The 17,258-nt window shown below is 63.6% G+C and carries 14 protein-coding genes; all 14 read right to left on the bottom strand.

The features are described from left to right. Positions 1–4: 4 nt before the first annotated feature. Positions 5–2,881, bottom strand: a complete 2,877-nt coding sequence (locus tag AB7008_RS25910) for a valine--tRNA ligase (RefSeq protein ID WP_441259744.1) — start codon at positions 2,879–2,881, stop codon at positions 5–7. A gap of 162 nt (positions 2,882–3,043) precedes the next feature. Beyond that, positions 3,044–3,805 (bottom strand): PopZ family protein, encoded by a 762-nt coding sequence (locus AB7008_RS25905; RefSeq protein WP_441259743.1) that lies wholly within the window; start codon positions 3,803–3,805, stop codon positions 3,044–3,046. A 306-nt stretch (positions 3,806–4,111) separates the two neighbouring features. After that, positions 4,112–5,503: a TolC family outer membrane protein gene (locus AB7008_RS25900; RefSeq protein ID WP_014495352.1), complete on the bottom strand. Its 1,392-nt coding sequence runs from the start codon at positions 5,501–5,503 to the stop codon at positions 4,112–4,114. Positions 5,504–5,720: 217 nt separating this feature from the next. Next, the gene (locus tag AB7008_RS25895) at positions 5,721–6,377 is read right to left on the bottom strand and encodes a protein-L-isoaspartate O-methyltransferase family protein (RefSeq protein ID WP_441259742.1); all 657 of its coding nucleotides are present in this window, start codon (positions 6,375–6,377) and stop codon (positions 5,721–5,723) included. A gap of 138 nt (positions 6,378–6,515) precedes the next feature. Continuing rightward, positions 6,516–6,695, bottom strand: a complete 180-nt coding sequence (locus AB7008_RS25890) for a hypothetical protein (protein ID WP_028161418.1) — start codon at positions 6,693–6,695, stop codon at positions 6,516–6,518. Positions 6,696–6,980: 285 nt separating this feature from the next. Further along, positions 6,981–7,985, bottom strand: a complete 1,005-nt coding sequence (locus AB7008_RS25885; protein ID WP_441259741.1) for an ABC transporter substrate-binding protein — start codon at positions 7,983–7,985, stop codon at positions 6,981–6,983. Next, a complete protein-coding gene (locus AB7008_RS25880; protein ID WP_441259740.1) occupies positions 7,982–10,087 on the bottom strand; it encodes a cache domain-containing protein in 2,106 nt (701 codons plus the stop codon). The genes AB7008_RS25885 and AB7008_RS25880 overlap by 4 nt, the downstream gene beginning before the upstream one ends. A 22-nt stretch (positions 10,088–10,109) precedes the next feature. After that, the gene (locus tag AB7008_RS25875) at positions 10,110–11,126 is read right to left on the bottom strand and encodes a SphA family protein (protein ID WP_441259739.1); all 1,017 of its coding nucleotides are present in this window, start codon (positions 11,124–11,126) and stop codon (positions 10,110–10,112) included. Between the two features lie 50 nt (positions 11,127–11,176). Beyond that, positions 11,177–12,574 (bottom strand): DUF1254 domain-containing protein, encoded by a 1,398-nt coding sequence (locus AB7008_RS25870; protein WP_441259738.1) that lies wholly within the window; start codon positions 12,572–12,574, stop codon positions 11,177–11,179. Positions 12,575–12,597: 23 nt separating this feature from the next. Then, the gene (locus AB7008_RS25865) at positions 12,598–13,617 is read right to left on the bottom strand and encodes a DUF1254 domain-containing protein (RefSeq protein WP_441259737.1); all 1,020 of its coding nucleotides are present in this window, start codon (positions 13,615–13,617) and stop codon (positions 12,598–12,600) included. Positions 13,618–13,629: 12 nt separating this feature from the next. Then, entirely contained in the window at positions 13,630–14,571 is a 942-nt protein-coding gene (locus AB7008_RS25860) for an HlyD family secretion protein (protein ID WP_304489764.1), read from the bottom strand. Further along, the gene (locus AB7008_RS25855) at positions 14,571–14,810 is read right to left on the bottom strand and encodes a DUF3302 domain-containing protein (RefSeq protein ID WP_014495358.1); all 240 of its coding nucleotides are present in this window, start codon (positions 14,808–14,810) and stop codon (positions 14,571–14,573) included. Before AB7008_RS25855 ends, AB7008_RS25860 begins: the two co-directional genes overlap by 1 nt. A 32-nt stretch (positions 14,811–14,842) precedes the next feature. Beyond that, positions 14,843–15,352 carry a hypothetical protein gene (locus AB7008_RS25850; RefSeq protein WP_441259736.1) on the bottom strand — a complete coding sequence of 170 codons (510 nt, stop codon included), beginning with the start codon at positions 15,350–15,352 and terminating at the stop codon, positions 14,843–14,845. Positions 15,353–15,525: 173 nt separating this feature from the next. Further along, positions 15,526–17,211, bottom strand: a complete 1,686-nt coding sequence (locus AB7008_RS25845) for an arylsulfatase (RefSeq protein WP_304489762.1) — start codon at positions 17,209–17,211, stop codon at positions 15,526–15,528. Positions 17,212–17,258: the final 47 nt, after the last annotated feature.

Genomic DNA, 17,258 nt, shown 5'->3' with positions numbered 1-17,258 from the left:
GGGATCACGACGCCTGCTTCAGCCGCTCCAGCGCCTCCAGCAGCTTGGCCTTGCGGGCCAGCGCCGCCTCGCGCTTTTCGCGCTCCTCCTCGACGACCTCTTCGGCCGCGTTGGCAACGAACTTCTCGTTCGCCAGCTTGGACTCGGCGCGCTTGATGTCGGCGTCGGCCTTGCCGATCTCCTTGTCGAGGCGCGTGCGCTCGGCAGTGACGTCGATCACGCCCTTCAGCGGCAACGCGGCCACCTCGCCGCGCACGAGGAGCTGGACCGCACCATCAGGTGCGCGGTCGGCGAAGGAGATGTCGGACAGCCGGGCCATGCGCTTGATGATTTCGGTCCAGCGCGGCGCGCGTTCCTTCGTCTCGGTCGAGGCGCCCGCGAGCACCAGCGCCGTCAGCGTTGCCGGCGGGATGTTCATCTCCGCGCGCACCGAGCGGATCTGCGTGACGAGGTCGATCACCCAGCCGATCTCGGCTTCCGCCTTGGGATCGGTGAAGTCGGCATGGTCGAAGATCGGCATGATCAGGACCGGCGAGATCAGCGGATCGGTCGGCCCGGCTGCCGCGGCGAGCATCGCGAGTTGCTCCGGCGTCGGCTCGGACGGCTTCAGCGGCCATTGCGCCAGCGCCAGCAGGCCGTCGCGCTTGGCCGTCACCTCCCACAGCTCTTCGGTGATGAAGGGCATGAAGGGGTGCAGCAGCTTCAGGATCTCGTCGCGCGCCCAGGCGACCATGGCACGGGTTTCGTCCTTGGCGGGGCTGTCCGGACCGAGCAGCACGGGCTTTGCGAGCTCGACATACCAGTCGCAATAGACGTTCCAGACGAAGCGGTAGATCGCACCGGCCGCATCGTTGAAGCGATAGGCTTCGATTGCCTCGGTCACCTCGCGCGTGGTGTGGGCGCTCTCGTGCGCGATCCAGCGGTTCAGCGTCTCCTTGGCCTTCGCCGGCTCGAAACCTTCGGGCACGGCGCAGTGGTTCATCTCCGCGAAACGCGACGCATTCCAGAGCTTCGTCGCGAAATTCCGGTAACCCTCGACGCGGCTGGTGGCGAGCTTGATGTCGCGTCCCTGCGCCGCCATGGCGGCCAGCGTGAAGCGCAACGCGTCGGCGCCGTATTCGTCGATCAGGTTGAGGGGGTCGATGACGTTTCCCTTCGACTTCGACATCTTGGCGCCCTTCTCGTCGCGGACGAGGGCGTGGATGTAGATCGTCGAGAACGGCACTTCCTTCATGAAGTGCAGGCCCATCATCATCATCCGGGCAACCCAGAAGAAGATGATGTCGAAGCCGGTCACCAGCGCGTTGGTCGGGTAATAGCGCTGCACTTCCGGCGCGTCCTCGGGCCAGCCGAGCGTCGAGAACGGCCACAGCGCCGAGGAGAACCAAGTGTCGAGCACGTCCTCGTCACGCGTGATGAAGCCTTCGCGCTTGTTGCGGTCGAGCGCCATCTCGCGGCCCTGCTCGGCCGTGATGACCTCCTGCTCGACGTAATAGCCGAGCGCGTGGCTGACGGCCTCCTCCTCGGTCTCGGCGACGAACACCTTGCCATCGGGGCCGTACCAGGCCGGGATCTGATGACCCCACCACAGCTGGCGCGAGATGCACCAGGGCTGGATGTTCTCCATCCACTCGAAATAGGTCTTTTCCCAGTTCTTCGGCACGAACGTCGTTTCGCCCGAACGCACCGCCGCGATCGCGGGCTTTGCCAGCGTCTTGGCGTCGACGTACCACTGGTCGGTCAGATACGGCTCGATCACGCTGTTCGAGCGGTCGCCGTGCGGCACCATGTGGGTGTGCGGCTCGATCCGCTCGACGAAGCCAAAGGATTCCAGCCGCTCGACGATGCGCTTGCGCGCCACGAAGCGGTCGACCTTGTGAAACTCCTCGGCGAATTGCGAAGCGCCTTCCGGCAGGTTGCGCAGGTAATCTTCATTGTCGACGAGGTCGAGGCAACCTTCCTTGTCGATGACGCTGATCCGGCCCAGGCCGTGGCGATTGCCGACCTCGAAGTCGTTGAAGTCGTGCGCTGGCGTCACCTTCACCGCGCCCGAGCCCTTCTCCGGATCGGAATATTCGTCGGCGACGATTTTAATCTTGCGACCGACCAGCGGCAGGATCACGTTCTTGCCGACCAGCTTCAGATAGCGCTCGTCATCGGGATGCACGGCGACGCCGGTGTCGCCGAGCATGGTCTCGGGCCGCGTGGTGGCGACGACGATGAAGCTCGAGGGATCCTCGGGGCTGAACGTCTTGCCCTCGATCGGATAGCGCAGATACCACAGGCTGCCCTTGACCTCGGTCTGCTGCACTTCGAGGTCGGAGATCGCGGTCAGCAGCTTGGTGTCCCAGTTCACCAGCCGCTTGTCCTTGTAGATCAGGCCGTCGCGATGCAGCTCGACGAACACCTTGATGACGGCCTTCGACAGGCCCTCGTCCATGGTGAAGCGTTCGCGCGACCAGTCGCAGGAGGCGCCGAGGCGCTTGAGCTGGTTGATGATGGTGTCGCCGCTCTCGGCTTTCCACTGCCAGACCCGCTCCAGAAACTTCTCGCGGCCCATCTCGCGGCGGCTGGGCTGCTGGCGCTCCATCAGCTGCCGCTCGACCACCATCTGGGTGGCGATGCCGGCATGGTCGGTGCCGGGCTGCCACAGCACGTCGCGGCCGCGCATGCGCTCGAACCGGCACAGGATGTCCTGAAGGGTGTTGTTGAGGGCGTGGCCCATATGCAGCGAGCCCGTCACGTTCGGCGGCGGGATCACGATGGTAAAGGGCACTGCGTCGCGGCGGTCCGGGCGGCCGGCTCTGAAGGCACGGCTGTCCTCCCACACGACGGACATGCGGGCTTCGATATCGGCGGGCTGGTAATTTTTCTCGATCATGGGCTGCTAGAAAGCCGCGCGCGGGGGGCAAGTCAACGAAAAGGTCCAAAAGAAGGACCAAGAGAAGGTCAACGGAAAGCCCGGCGGCAAAACGGCTTTCCGGCCGGTCGGCAGGCCAAACAGGCGCATCAGCAGGGCTTTATGAGGGCTTGGGAGCCGCCCTCACCTGCCGCCGCGCGAGACCCGCTCGATTTCGGCCTTCACGATGCGTTCAACGAGGCCCGGCAGGTTGTCGTCGAGCCAGGATTTCAGCATCGGACGCAGCATCTCCTTGACCAGATCTTCCAGCGTCCGCGCATTGCTGCTGAGCACCGTGTGGGCCAGGGAATTGAAGGCGGATTCGACTGCCGAGACCGTCGATTGCGCCAGGATCGGCTGTTGGGGCGGCAGCGGCGGCGCATCGTAGTCCACCGGCGCATAGGACGAGGACGGCATCGGGCGCAGCGGCGATTCGGCGAATTCCAGATCGTCGCGCGGCTCGACCTTGCGGAAGCTCGGCGGCGGCGGAGGCGGCGTCGGCTCCGGATCCATCGCCATCTCGTCGGTCAATTCGAGTACGTCGGGTTCAGGTTCTGGCTCAGGCGCACGGACCTCCGGCGCAGGCGTAGCCGCATCCAGCCCCGCCAGCAGAGCATCAATATCGTCTTGGTTATTGGATGCATCCGCCGCAGGTGCGGGTGGCGGCGGCGCTGGAGCCGGCTTCGCAGCCGGCGCCGGCGCGGGTTTCTCGGCAGCAGGTTTTGTGGGTGCGACCTTGGACGGCGGAATGTCGTTCATCGCCTGCGGCTTTGGTGCGGGCGCCGCGGGAGCGGGTTTGGCAGCTTCTGCCGGCGGCGGCTTGGCCTCATCGTCGGCAATGATGCGCCGGATCGAGGCCAGAATCTCCTCCATCGAGGGTTCTGTGACCTTTGCAGGCTGCGTCATCTCCGACTCCACATCATCAACGCCCTCGCATGCGTTGTTTTACACCAAGCACGACAGGATTGGCCGGTTCCGTAACGGACGCCCCGACATTTTCGTCGCGGCAGCCCGACTTGTCCCCAGTTCACGGCTCAACGTGCGGCGGTGCGCCCCTGCCCTCGGCACTCAAGCTGTACGCACACAACATCAGGCGCGGGGCGAATCGACCCGCATCTTCTTGGCAAGGCTATGTCAGGGATTTTGATGATTGCAAGCAAAGCGCCAGTCGGCCCCGTCTGTTTGCGAGGCCGACCGGATGACTACGGGACTTTAGCGTCCGTCAGGCGTGCGCACGCCGGCCCAGCTGTCGCGGACCTGATGGTAGTGAACGCTCGGATCGTAAACCGTGGTCGCGAGGCCGAGAACCTGCGGCGACAGACGGCCGATCGCGGCAAGGACGTTGTACGATGCCACGACGCGGTCGTGCTGTGCGGTCACCAGCGCGACGCGCGCATTGACCAGCGCCTGCTGCGCGTTGAGCACGTCGAGCGTGGTGCGCTGACCCGCCTTGGCTTCCTCGCGCACACCGTTGAGTGCGATCTCGGACGCCGTCACCTGCGCCTGCGCAGACTGCACCTGCGCCTTGCCGGCCTGCAACGTCCCCCAGAACTGCACCACGTTCGCACGAGTCTGGTCGCGGGTCGTCTCGAGGTTGAGACGCTGCTGCGCCAGATTTTCCTTGGACTGACGGATCAGCGAATATGAATTGCCGCCGTCGTAGAGCTGCCAATTGGCCTGCGCGATGGCGGACGCATTGAACGACCTGTATTGAATCAAGGACTGTTCGTTCCCCTGCGTGGCCGCAACCTGCAACGCGATCGTCGGCAGCAGCGCGCCTTCGGCGACCTTGACCTGCAGATAATTGACGTCGATGCCGAACATTGCGGCCGTGACGTTGGGATGCTCGATCAGGCCGAGCTCGACCGCCGCGGCGAGGGTTGCGGGCAGGAAACGATCGACCGGCGAGCCGGGCGCGAGGTTCGTCGGCTCGTTGCCGATGATGCGGCGGAAGTTCGCGCGCGTCGTGGTGAGATTCGCTTCGGCCGTGAGGGCCTGCGTCTTGCCGGCCGCCAGTTGCGCTTCCGATTGCGCAACGTCGGTGCGCGTCACTTCGCCGACGTTGAAGCGATCACGCGTCTGCTTCAGGGTCTGCTCGAGCACGCGCACGTTGCTGCGCTGGACTTCGAGCGTAGCCGCATCGCGCAGATAGTCCATGTAGATCGTGGCGCCCTGAAGCAGCACGCTCTGATCCAGGCTGCGCAGCGCTTCGCGGGAGCCGGAAACCTGGCTCTCGGCGGCGCGCGTCCTGTTGCCGGTGATGTTGCCGTTATAGACCGTCTGCGTGACGGTCACACCCACGCTGCGCGGCACGGAGGGCCCGTTGATTGGCGAGTTGCCCGGCGCCGGCGAACTCAGCGTATCCTGATATTGATAGCCGCCGTTCGCCGACAGCGCGACTCTGGGGCGATAGCCCGACAACGCCTGAGGTACGTTCTCGTCGGTCGAGCGCACCTGGGCGCGCTGTGCGTTGAGCTGCGGATTGTTCTGATAGGCGCGCACCAAGGCGGCCTCGATCGTGTCCGCCAAGGCAGGCGTCGGCCCGGCAAGTGCCAGCAACAGGACCGAAACCGCAGCTCCGGTGAAGAGCTTCACCCCATGCATCCCTTAAATTCCGTTCATTCTAACGCCCCGCCCGTGCCCGCGAGCCAGGATACCGTCTACCGAGTGGAGTCGTTGCCCCTCAGCAACATAGGCCGCCAATTGGCGCAACGGAACCACCTCAAGGTAGTTCCCGGTGGAAACTCTTCACGTGCAGCATCCGGGCCACACTTCTGATTCAGAACGGGATTTTAACGGGCCAAAGCCCTCAATCGGGCCTTCAGAAGACGAAAGCAGCGGCCCGTTCCAACCCGGGGAGGACCGGAGCCGCGGCATCGAACAGCGCCCGATGGCCGAATTCACCATGGGTATGGGTCACGATCATGGCCCGGGGGGGCGTGGATTGGGCCGACACCCCCACGAGGCGCCCGCCCTCCTTGAGCTGCCCGAGCAGCGCCTCAGGCGTCACCTCGAAGGCGCCGTTGAGGATAATGACGTCATAGGGAGCGGCAGAAGGATCCCCTTCGGCGCAGGCCGCGGCCTTGCACGTGACGTTGGCGAGGCTGGCGCAAGCATCCTTGGCCTTCGCGGCCAGGGCCGAATCACATTCCGTCGCGGTGACCTGACGGGCGAGCCTGGCCACCAGTGCAGCGAGGTAGCCCGTGGCGCAGCCGACCACCAGCACGTTGTCACCCTCGCCGATTTCGGCGGCCTGGAGCAGCTTGCCGGTCAGCTGTGGCTTGATCAGGAACCGCTTGGCCCCGCCTTCGCTCACGTCGAGATCGAGGTCGAGATAGGCCAATGCCTGCCTGGCAATCGGCACGAACGCCTCGCGCGGAACCGTGAGCATCGCGTCGAGAATGCGGCGATCGGTGACGTCATTGGTGCGCACCTGGCCATCGACCATTTTTAGGCGCGCGGTCGAGAAACCGGACATTTGCGGACCCTGTAATGCGGACGATGCCGCGGACGAAATTTGGCGGCATCTTTGGAACAGGCTCCGCGAAAACGCAACACGTCCGTTGGCCCGGGCGGACCAGGCTACGCACCCCACGGCGTCAAGGTGATCGATGAGCTATTCGATCGTGACCGCGAGGCGGCCGATCAACGCGGCGACTTCGTCGAGCCGGGCCGAATCGTGCGCCTCGACGGCGCGCGCGAGACAGGCCACGCATTCATCATCGCTGAGCTCGGGAACGTCCGCCGGCAGAATCGAGGGGGCCATTTCGGAACGGTCGACCTGGACGTCTTGCATGGGAATCAGCTCCGTAAAAATCCGGCACCCGCAAGCTCGACTTAAATTGGGTCGAATTGGCGTCCCCCTCATGACGCGACCGCGTCCGCACACACAACTGCTTGAGTGCGATTCTGCGCCGGATTTGGGTGGATCATTGTTGAAATGTCGCCTGAAGTGGTGTGGCACCGACATTAGAATGTGGGTGCAGCGCATTGAAAATACATTGAAATATGCTCCAGGCGCTCCACAGGCTAACGCATGGCCGGAACGAGCGTCCGTGCGAGCGTGTTCCACGCTGCAGGTTCAGACGACGGTTGCAAGGTAGAGCTGCGTGTCGAAATAGTCGGCCGCCCGCACGGGTGCGGCGACGCCGGCATCCGTCATGAAGAAGTCGCTGACCTGCTGGAGCCATTTCACGACGGTCCCGTCGGAATACAGCCGCTTCCATTCGCGCGAGGAATAGAGCTTCTGGGCCTTGAAGGCTTCCGCGATGTCGGCGCGACGCGACTGCCCGTAATGTGTCTGGAGCGCCTCCGCCGCGGCCGCCGGGTTGCGCACCATGTGGTCGTTCGCTTCCGTCCACGCGCGGATGATCCGGGCCAACACGTCCCTGTTCCCCGCATAAAAATCCGTCCGCGCTGCCCAGCCGCCGAGCACGGCGGATTGCGGGTAGAAGGCGGAGGCATCCACCAGCTTGACCGCATCCGGCAACGCCTCGCGGACGGCAATGTTGAACGGCACCCAGAGCGCAACGGCCGGCACCTCGCCGGTAATGAACGCCTTGACGGCGGCGGCCATGCTGCCGTTGACGATCTCGACCTCGGACGGATTGACGTTGTTGGCCCGCAGCGCGCGATCGAGGAAGATGTGCGCCGTGGTCTTCATCGTGGTCGCAATCCGCTTGCCCCTGAGATCGGCTATCCCCTTGACGCCGAGCGTCGGCCGGACCCAGAGCTGTGTGGTCGCGACCTCAATGTCGTTGATGAGAAAGCCCCGGCCGCGGCCGAGCGCCAGATAGTTGGAGATGACGCCCCCGGCCGAGAGGACGTCGAGCTCACCCCGCGCCATCGCCTCGAAGACTTCAGGTCCGGTGTTGAACTCGTGCAATTCGAAATCGATCCCTTCGCGGTCGAACGAGCCGCGTTCGAGCCCGGTCCAGATTTGTCCGTCCACGGCGACCACGTGGAGATAGCCGAGCCGAATTCTGCTGCGCGCCTGCGCGATGGCTGGCGCCGCGTACATTGACGCGACCGCCAGCGCCGCGCCGTGCCGCAGCAACTGCCGGCGATTGACACCGCAAATGTTCATGCCGCCGCCCCCGCATTCCGGGCCGTGGACTGAAATCGCTGGGCATGAAATAGCGCGATGCCATCCCTGGGATAGTCGTGCAGGAAGGCCGACAGCCGAACCAGCGTCGTCTCGGCCGCGCCGTCCTGCACGATCGCCGCAAAGACTTCGTCCCAGCGCCGGCACATCGCAACGTCGGCTTCATCGGCGTGCGCGAGTTCGCCGCGGAGCTCACTGACTTCGATCGCGTCGGCAAATCCCTTCGGCGTGATACTGTCGACGCTGCGGAACAGGAATCTGTCGCCGACGCTGGCGCGGACCGCCGCGCTGACCAGCACGCGCGTACCGTAGTTCTTGTTCAGTCCCTCCAACCGCGACGCCAGGTTGATGGTGGCGCCGAGCGCGGTGTAGTTCATCCGGTCGCTCGAGCCGATATTGCCGACCACGGCATCGCCGACATGCAGGCCAAAGCGGGTGTCGTAGGGCGGCCAGCCCTCGCGCCGAAATTCGTTGTTGAGCGCTTCGTTGGCCGCAAGGCAAGCCAGGATGGCACGGCAGGCATTGACGGTGTGATCGGGATCGTCGGCCGGCGCGTTCCAGAATGCCATCACGGCGTCGCCGATATATTTGTCGACCGTGCCCTGGTGCCGCATGATCTCGTCCGACAGCGCCGCGAAATAGCGCGAGGTGTGGATCATCACCTGCGACGGGTCGGCGCGCTCCGTCTTGGCGGTAAAGTCGGCGACGTCGGTGAACAGCACCGTGACCTCGCGCCTGGAGCCGCCGAGGCTGAGCGAAGAGCCGGTCTCGATCAGCTGCCGCACGATCTGGCGCGGGATGAAGCTCGCAAAGCTGCGGACCACGCTGCGCATGGTGAACACCGAGCGGCCAAGCTCCTCGATCTCGGCGATGACGGAATGGACGCGCGGCCGCTCGGTAATCTCGAACCGCTGGATCGCGTCGGTCTCGTCGGCGAGCTTGCGGAGCGGCTGCGCCATCAGCGATCCCAGCCAGAACGCGAATGGCAGCGTCGCTCCGACAAAGGCCAGCGCCAAGGCGAACAGCGTGCGGCGCTCGTTGATGATCTGCGCATAGAATTCGTCGAGCGGCGCGACCATTGCCATCCGGATATTGGCCGAGCCGGCCGTCTCGAGCCTGTGAACCGCCGCGACATAGGTTCGGCCCGACGCATCAGCAAAGAACTGCTGGGCCGGCCCGCCGTCCCGCCAGGACTGGATGACCGGCACGAGCGCGGGCAGCCGGAGCGCGCCGATCTGTGGCAGGTCGTCCTGCCGCTCCGGAATCTCCGCCATCAGGCGGTTCATCTCGGGATGGCCGACGATGCGCCCGGCATCGTTGAACAGGAACGCCAGCCCTGATTGGCCGAGCTTCTGCTCCGCCAGCATGTCCTCGAACCGGTTCAGCAGCAAATCACCCGCAATGACGCCGCGGCGCCCTTCCCTCAACGGCGTCCGCAGCGTGTAGCCCGGCTCGCCCGTGGCGTAGAAGACGTAAGGACCGGTCAACAGCGTCTTGTCGTTCTTGAACGCCTCGACATACCAGGGCCGTTGCCGCGGGTCGTAGCTGGCGGGTCCGGCGACCTCGGCGACCTGAATGAGGTTCTCGGAGAGATACTGCGTGACAGGCGCGGCGCCGGCCGTGCGCGAGATCAGGACCAGGCGGAAGGCAGCATCCTCATCGACATTCAAGCCCTTCCGGAACGACGGCTTGGCCCGATCGATCACGTCCATCTCGATGAACGAGCCGTCCTCGTAGCCGACATAGAGATTGAAGAGCTGCGGGTTGTTGCGCAGCATCGCCGCCATCAGGCTGTAGAGCCGCGTATTGTCCGCGATGTCGGCCTCCTGGATCGGCGGCAGGCCGGACAGGATGTCGAGATTGTCGCGGACATTCTTGAACTGCTCGTCGATGTGATCGGCGCCAAGCTGCGTCACCTTCTCGATGAAGCCAGAGGCGGCCGTCCTGGTGATGGCGGTCACGCGTTCGAAGCTGAGATAGACCAGCGTCAGGCCCACAAGCAGCACCACGCCCACGAACACCGCAATGATCGATGTCTGAAAGCCGATGCGCAATGTCTGCTTTCTGGTTCCGTCTCCAGTCATCGGGGCTGTGCTTACGCCTCCGTCAATACTTTCGAACGATGGGTTTTGTGGGAGCTGGCGCGGACGCTGCCTGCGAGACCGAGAAAGTAACCCACGTCGACCAGCTCTTCGGACGGTTCTCGACCTCCAGGTCCTTGTAGCCCCTGACGTTGAGATAGCCTTGGTAGCCGTCCGACAGCGGGATCATGAATCCGATCTGCGGACCAATGCCGACCGCCTGCCCCCTGAAGCCTCCGAGCTTGGCGCCGGGCCCGCTGTCATCGGTGAGCTGCTGGAAGAAATAGCCGGCGACGCCGACATGGACGTTCTTGCTGACGAACTGGGAAGCCGCCCAGTCGACGTGGAAATCGATGCCGTTCTGGTACTGGAGAAACGGGTTCGTGAAGTTGTAGGTGAGTCCGCCGACGATCGAGAACTCATGTCCGGTCTTGAGGTCGAGATAGGTGTAGCCGGCCCCCACATCGATCGCGGGGAAGCCGAAGCTCAAGTTCGCGAGGCGGCTGGAATCATAGGTGCCGCTCGGGATGTTGCCGGTGATGTAGACCATCTCGTTGTGGACGCCCTGATTCCATTTCAGCGTGCCCTGGTAAAAGACGTCGGTCAGCGTGGTGCGGTTGTCGGCAGCGCTGCCCGAGATGGTGTTGCCGCGCGGGCCCGTCAGCGTCGCGTCGATGCCGACACCGATATTTCCCGGCGCGGTGAGCACGGTGAACCCGGCCTGGCCTCCGAGGACCGGCATCGGCGAAGTATAGGTGATGCCCATGACGAGCACATCGGCATGAGCATTGAGACCGGCCGTCACCGAACCCGGTATGCCGCCGCTGGTGACGAAGTTCTGCCCTGCTCCGGCTTTCTCCTGGAGATGGATGTAGATCGTCGAATAGGCCCAGCCCGGCGTTACCGGTACGGCGGCAAGGCTGCCGAAGATGCCCGGAAGCCAGAAGCTGACGCCGGCGGAATCGGCCAGCGCTGGCTGGGCTGCGAAACTCGCCATCGCCAATGCGGTCGCGAGTCCGACCTTTCGAATGTGTCCCGTCACGGTGCGTCCCCTCATTCTCGTCACGTCATCCACCCGTCACGCCAGTTCTTCTATTTCGTAGCTCCCCCAATGGTCGTGGCTATCCGCTCAACATCAGGCAGCTTCCAGCTGTGATCGAAAAGCGGCTTCTCGGGCCCGTAGAGGCGGAACAGCAGTTCGAACTTCCGCGCGGGATCGGTCGGCACCCAATTGGCCTCCTTGCCGTCCGGCGCCTTCGGGCCGAAATAGATGTCGACCGAACCGTCGGCGTTCTTCTCGATGCCCGGGCTGATCGAGGCGCGGCTGGCGCTCGGCATGTTGCGCACCAGCGCATGGGTCTCGCGGTCGTAGACCGTCGCTGACCAGTATTGCTTGACCGGCGGGTTCGCCGGCACGGTCAGGCGGTAAGTGACGTTGCCGTCGAACGGCTGGCCGTCCCTGTCCTTGTTGGCCATCAGGTAGAACTGCGCGGTACCGAGGCGCTTGATGCCGGTGAAGCCGAGCGTGTAGGTGACGCCGCGCATATCGACTCTCGCCGCCTTGACCATCTCGGCCACCGCAGCCGGGAACCAGCGGATGCCCGGATTGATCACGGCGAAGCCGGCGTCGTAGCTCTGTTCAAGTATTGCGTGGGCTTCGCGACCGGCCTGATCGAGCAGCGCAACGGTCTTTTGATCCGGATTGAAGGCCTTGCCCTTCTCGATACCGATGCTCGCGAGCTGGTCGATCATGGCTCGATCACGATCGAGCCACGGCTCGTTCTGCACGACACGATCGAGGCTGCGATAGAAGCTCGCATCATAGGGAATGGTGGAGTCGAACAGGACGTCATAGGCATCGGTAAAGTTGGTCGGCGGCGGATCCTTCGCCTGCGCGAGCGGGTAGACCTTGATCTGCTTGCCGTAGGAGACCGACTTCGCCACGTCGGCATCGCCGTGGCTTGCGAGATTGGAGCGCAGCAGCGCGAAGCCGCTGAATGTATCGGACTGCAGTCCAATGTAGTTCGCCGGCACGTCGCCCTTGTAGCCGGGCGGCAGGATCAAATATTTACCGCCCTGCCCTTTGTCGGCGCCTTCAGGTCCTGCATCCTCCAGTGGCATCTGCCAGGCCGTGACGATATTGCCGGCGATCGAGCCGCCTTGCGCAGGCGGAATGTCGATCACGATCGGGCCGTCCTTCACATTCCAGAACGACATCAGATAGATCGAGTCCGGATTGGGCGTCAGCGTCTGGTTCTTCCAGTTCACCGGCTTCGACCAGTAGATGATCTCGTTCGGCTTCGCCTTGGTCGTCTTAAGCATCGTCTGGAGCATGAGATCGGCATTCACGGCCGGCATGCCCCAGATCATCGCCTCGACTGCGCGACGTTGGATAGTGCGCGCGGCAACCTCATCCGGCGACAGACTCTGCGCATGCGCGCTCGCGGTCATCAGTGTCATGGCGATGACACCTGCAATTGCGTGTCTCATGACAGCCTCCACTCATTCAGCCTTCAGCTCACCGGCTTCGGCTCGGGGAATTTCCATTTGCCGTTCAGGATCTCGGGGCGCGGCCGATAGAGTCGGATCGTGTAATTCCAGCCCTTCATGATCGGCAGGCAGTTCGGGATCTTGCCGTCGCAACCGCCGAACTGGACCACCGTCGAGCCGTCGGCGGATTTCACCGCCGTCAGATTGTTGAGGGAGTACGCGTTGTAGGGGTTCTTCTCGAAATAGCCCTCGGCGTTGTAGAGGCTGATCGACCAGAAGCCGTCGACCGGCACATTGCCTGGAACGGTCAGCTTGTAGACTGTGTTGCCGTCGTTCTTTTCGGGGTTGAAGCTGAGATAGGTGGCTTCCTTGTCGGGATTGCCACCCCACCCCGCCGCGGTTCCGACCAGATGCTTGATCGGATCGACCTGCTCCTTCGACCCGAACGCACTCTTGAAGCCACCCGTTGTCGAGGCCAGCACGAGCAGAGCATCCCGCACTTTCTTCTGACTGGCCGCATCCCAGTTCGGAATCTCGAATTTGCCTGAGGACTTCTGGCTGATCTTGACGGCATCCTGCAACGCATGGACTTTCTCGATATCCTTGGGATCGTTCGGATCGACCAGCGTCCTCAGCGCGACCAGCACATAGCGCGTTCCGACCTTGTTCTTGTCGAACGTATAGCTGCCGGCGCCATATTCGACCTTGCCGACGACATAGTGATCCTCGTTGATCACCTGCATGGACCGGAACCTCTTGCCTGCATCAGGCAATGTGACCGTCGCGGGGCCGGCATCGAGGTCGAGAATGACGGTCGAATACAGCGTGTCGCGATTGGACCGGATAACCGCCTGTTTCTCGATCTGCATCGGCTCGCGATGGTGAAACAGCTTGCCGGTGCCGCCGGCATCCTTGACGCCGTTACCAAAATAGAGATCGGACTCCGCGCGAGCAAAATTGTCAACCGTCACCGCAACCGGCGACTGTGCATGCGCCGCCGACATGAGGAGAAGGATCGAAGCCGTCAGCGCTGCTCTTTTCATTGTTTCCTCTCGCTAGAACGGATTGACGTAATTCAGGATGGCGATCTGCCGGAGGATCACGCGACGCACGACGTGGGTTGGCTTGACACGATCGGTGTAGATCGCAGCGGTCCCGGCACTGCCCGCCGGCAGGCGCCTGACGAAATCGGCATCGTCGAGTCTGACGCGCACGACGAACGGCGCTGCCTCGATCGCTCTCGGCGCGACGGCGGTGCCCGACGTCTGCGCCTGCCCGGTGGCGATCGCCTGGAGCACGCTTTCGACCTTGCCGGAAAAGACCCGCCCGGGCGCGAACTTGAAGGTCGCCTCGACCTCCTGCCCCGGAGCGACATAGCGTGCGTCGTTCTGGTTGATCGCGACACCGATGATCGTGTCGGAGGTATCGATGAACGCCATCACCGGCGACAGTGGCAGGTTGGCCACCCGCGCACCCTTGCGCAGCGCGAGGTTGGTGACATAGCCGTCCGCCGGCGCGCGCACGACGGTCTTGTCGAGATTCCATTGCGCGGCCTCGAGCTGACCCGCGAGCTGGTCGACCTCGGACTGCCGCTGCTCGACGTCGAAGCCGCGGCCGGCGTCGCGCTCATAGAGCTGCGTCATCTGGCCGAGGCGCGTCCTGGCGAGCTTGAACTGCGCGTCGATCGCCTTGACCTGTGCGGCATAGGGCGTCGGGTCGATCTTGAACAGGATGTCACCGGACCTCAGTGGCGTGTTGGCGACAACCGGGACGTCCGTCACCTCGCCCGCCACGTCAGGCACGATCGAAACCGCGTTGCGCACGACCAGCGCGTCACCCTGCGGCGCGCCCCATCCCATCGGGATCAGCAGTCCGAATAGCAGGAGCACCAGAACGATCGCGGGCGAGGCCTTCCAGAACAGGTTGAATCGCACGATCCCGAAATGCACCAGCAGGAACAGCAGCACGAGATAGATATTGAAGATCGCGACGCCCATCACGCATCTCCCGCCTTGCGCGCGGGCACGTCGAGATAGGCCCAGATCAACGCGATCGGCCACAGCGCGAAGCCGAAGAACAGCGTGATCCACCCGGCGACCGTCACCGCTTGCGCATGGGGATGGTTGCGCGATTTCGCGATGTGCCCCGGCAGCCAGCCGGCAATGCAGACCACGCCGATCGCGCTGGCGAGCAGGATCACCAGCACGATCCAGGCGAAGATGTCGTAACCACTCATGGCGACCGCCTTATCGCGTCAGTGACGCGCCTTCACTGGCAGTAGTCCCAGAAGCCCTGCGTGCGGGACGGATCAGTGTAGTACCAGCACATCCCTGGCGCGGGCGCCGCGCCCGCCCAGGCGGCAGCCGTAGCTGCAGTCACGAAGCCGATCGCCGCACCGGCGGCGATCGCACCGCCTCTCGGCCAGCCATACCAGCCGGGCCGCGCCCACCCGCCGCGGCCCGCGACCGCGGTGGTGTGGCGAACCGCAACGTTGCCTCGTGGTCCCCTAACGGCCGTGGTGCCGCGATAGGCACCGCCACGCGGCCCGACCGCGGCTCCGCCGCGGTGAACAACGGCGCCGCCGCGCGGGCCAACCGCTGCACCACCACGACGGCCGGCGGCGCGGACTTCGATGAGATCGGGTGATCCAACTGCGTCCAGATGGATTGCCGCGGGTTGAAGCGGCGCTGCCGACACTACCCCAGCCGGCAGAGAAACGCCGGTTACCAGTGTCAGCAAGCAGCTCGTCAACCGGACAGTGCGCATATGCCCAAACATCTCGATACCTCCTGATATTCTTCCTTGTTGATCAAGTTCCTCGTCGCGATCGTTTTCGTCGTTGCGATGCCCCCGTCCTCCCGCGGTCGAACCCGAACCCGCACGACGTTGTGACATGCGCGACGAAGTCGGTGCTTGCCGTCTTCGTCGCGCAGTCGTTCGGGGCGCTCCCGTTACTGTGGCTTCAGGCGTTCGATCTCACCAAGTCGCTTCAAGGCCGCCTGCTGTCGGAGCAAGCCGTAATTGATGCCGCTCGCATTCAGCGAGCTGCCTTCCTGGAAGGGGAAGTCGTTGAAGTCGGCGAAGAACTCCTTGATCTTCCCTTGTACGGGGACGATCAGCCACATGTTCTGGGCCAGGAACTGGATGGCTCCTCCGCCTTCCTCCATGCCTCGCTCGTAAGGATCCATGCGCAAGTTTGCGATTAGCGCCCACGAGGGCACCTCGCGGGTTGCGGTCGCAATGTTTCCCTTGGAAGCTATTGCAAAGCTCAACTTCCAATCGTTCCACCTGATGGCATTGAGGTTGCCGCCCTGGTCGAAGTAGTAGAGCGCGTCCCGGGGCGGCGTAGTTGTCTCACCCTTGAAAAAGGGCAGGAAGTTATAGCCGTCGAGATGGACCTTGAAGTTCTTCCCGTTGGCGGTGAAACCCGCCTTCATCTTCTCCTTGATGTCAGTTATTCCCGCCGCGGCGCACAGTGTTGGGAACCAATCGATCAGCGAGATGATCTCGTTATATTGCGTGCCGGGTTTCACAACGCCGGGCCACCGCACCATCATGGGAATGCGCATGCCGCCTTCCCATGTGGTGCCCTTTTCGCCATGGAAGGGCGTTTGCGCGCCGTCGGGCCACAGAGCAAGCTCGGCGCCGTTGTCCGTGGTGTAGAGGACGATGGTGTTGTCGGCGATGCCGAGGTCGTCGAGTTGCTTAAGCAGCTCGCCGACCATTCCATCATGTTCCACCATGCCGTCGGCGTGGATGCCTTTGCCGGTCTTGCCGAGCGACTCCTTCTTGAGATGCGTGAAGACGTGCATTCGGGTCGAATTGAACCAGACGAAGAACGGTTTGTCCGCCCTAACCTGCCGGCCAATGAAGTCCTTGGCGGCGCCCAGGAACTCCTCGTCAACCGTCGGCATACGCGCGGTGTTGAGCGGCCCGGTATCCTCGATCTTTCCGTCCGCGGTTGATTTGATCACGCCCCGCGGCCCGAACTGCTTCCGGAAATTGGGATCCTTCGGATAGAAATAGCCTTCCGGCTCCTCTTCCGCATTGAGGTGATAGAGATTGCCGAAGAATTCGTCGAAGCCATGCTTGGTTGGCAGATGCTCGTCGCGGTCGCCAAGATGGTTCTTGCCGAACTGGCCAGTGGCGTAGCCCTGCGTCTTCATCACGTCGGCGATCGTCGGCATCCAATCCTGGATGCCATGGGGATCGCCGGGCATGCCGATGGTGAGGAGGCCGGTCCGGAACGGCTCCTGGCCCAGGATGAACGAGGCGCGGCCGGCCGTGCAGCTTTGCTGGCCGTAGGAGTCCGTGAAGATGGCTCCTTCGCGCGCAATGCGGTCGATGTTGGGCGTGCGATAGCCCATCATACCCATGGTATAGGCGCTGATCTGGGGAATGCCGATGTCGTCGCCGAAGATGACGAGAATGTTGGGCTTGCGGCCCGCGGCGGGCGCAGCAGCCGGCGCCCCCGAAGGGGCCGCCTTCTGAGCCTGCGCCAGTGCCTGCGATGTCAGCGCCGCTGTTGCGACGATCGACGATGTACCAAGCAGCACGGCGCGGCGATGAATCGCCGATTGGTCGCCACAGGTGGAATCGGCAACGGCATCATTCTGCTTCTTCGTCTCGTTGGTCATTCGACGCTCCCTGATTTATTCGATCTTGGTTGTCGTAGATGAGGGCG

The sequence above is a fragment of the Bradyrhizobium sp. 521_C7_N1_3 genome (assembly GCF_052075975.1).
GTDB classification, from domain to species: domain Bacteria; phylum Pseudomonadota; class Alphaproteobacteria; order Rhizobiales; family Xanthobacteraceae; genus Bradyrhizobium; species Bradyrhizobium japonicum.
This window is presented reverse-complemented; position numbering and strand designations above follow the sequence as displayed.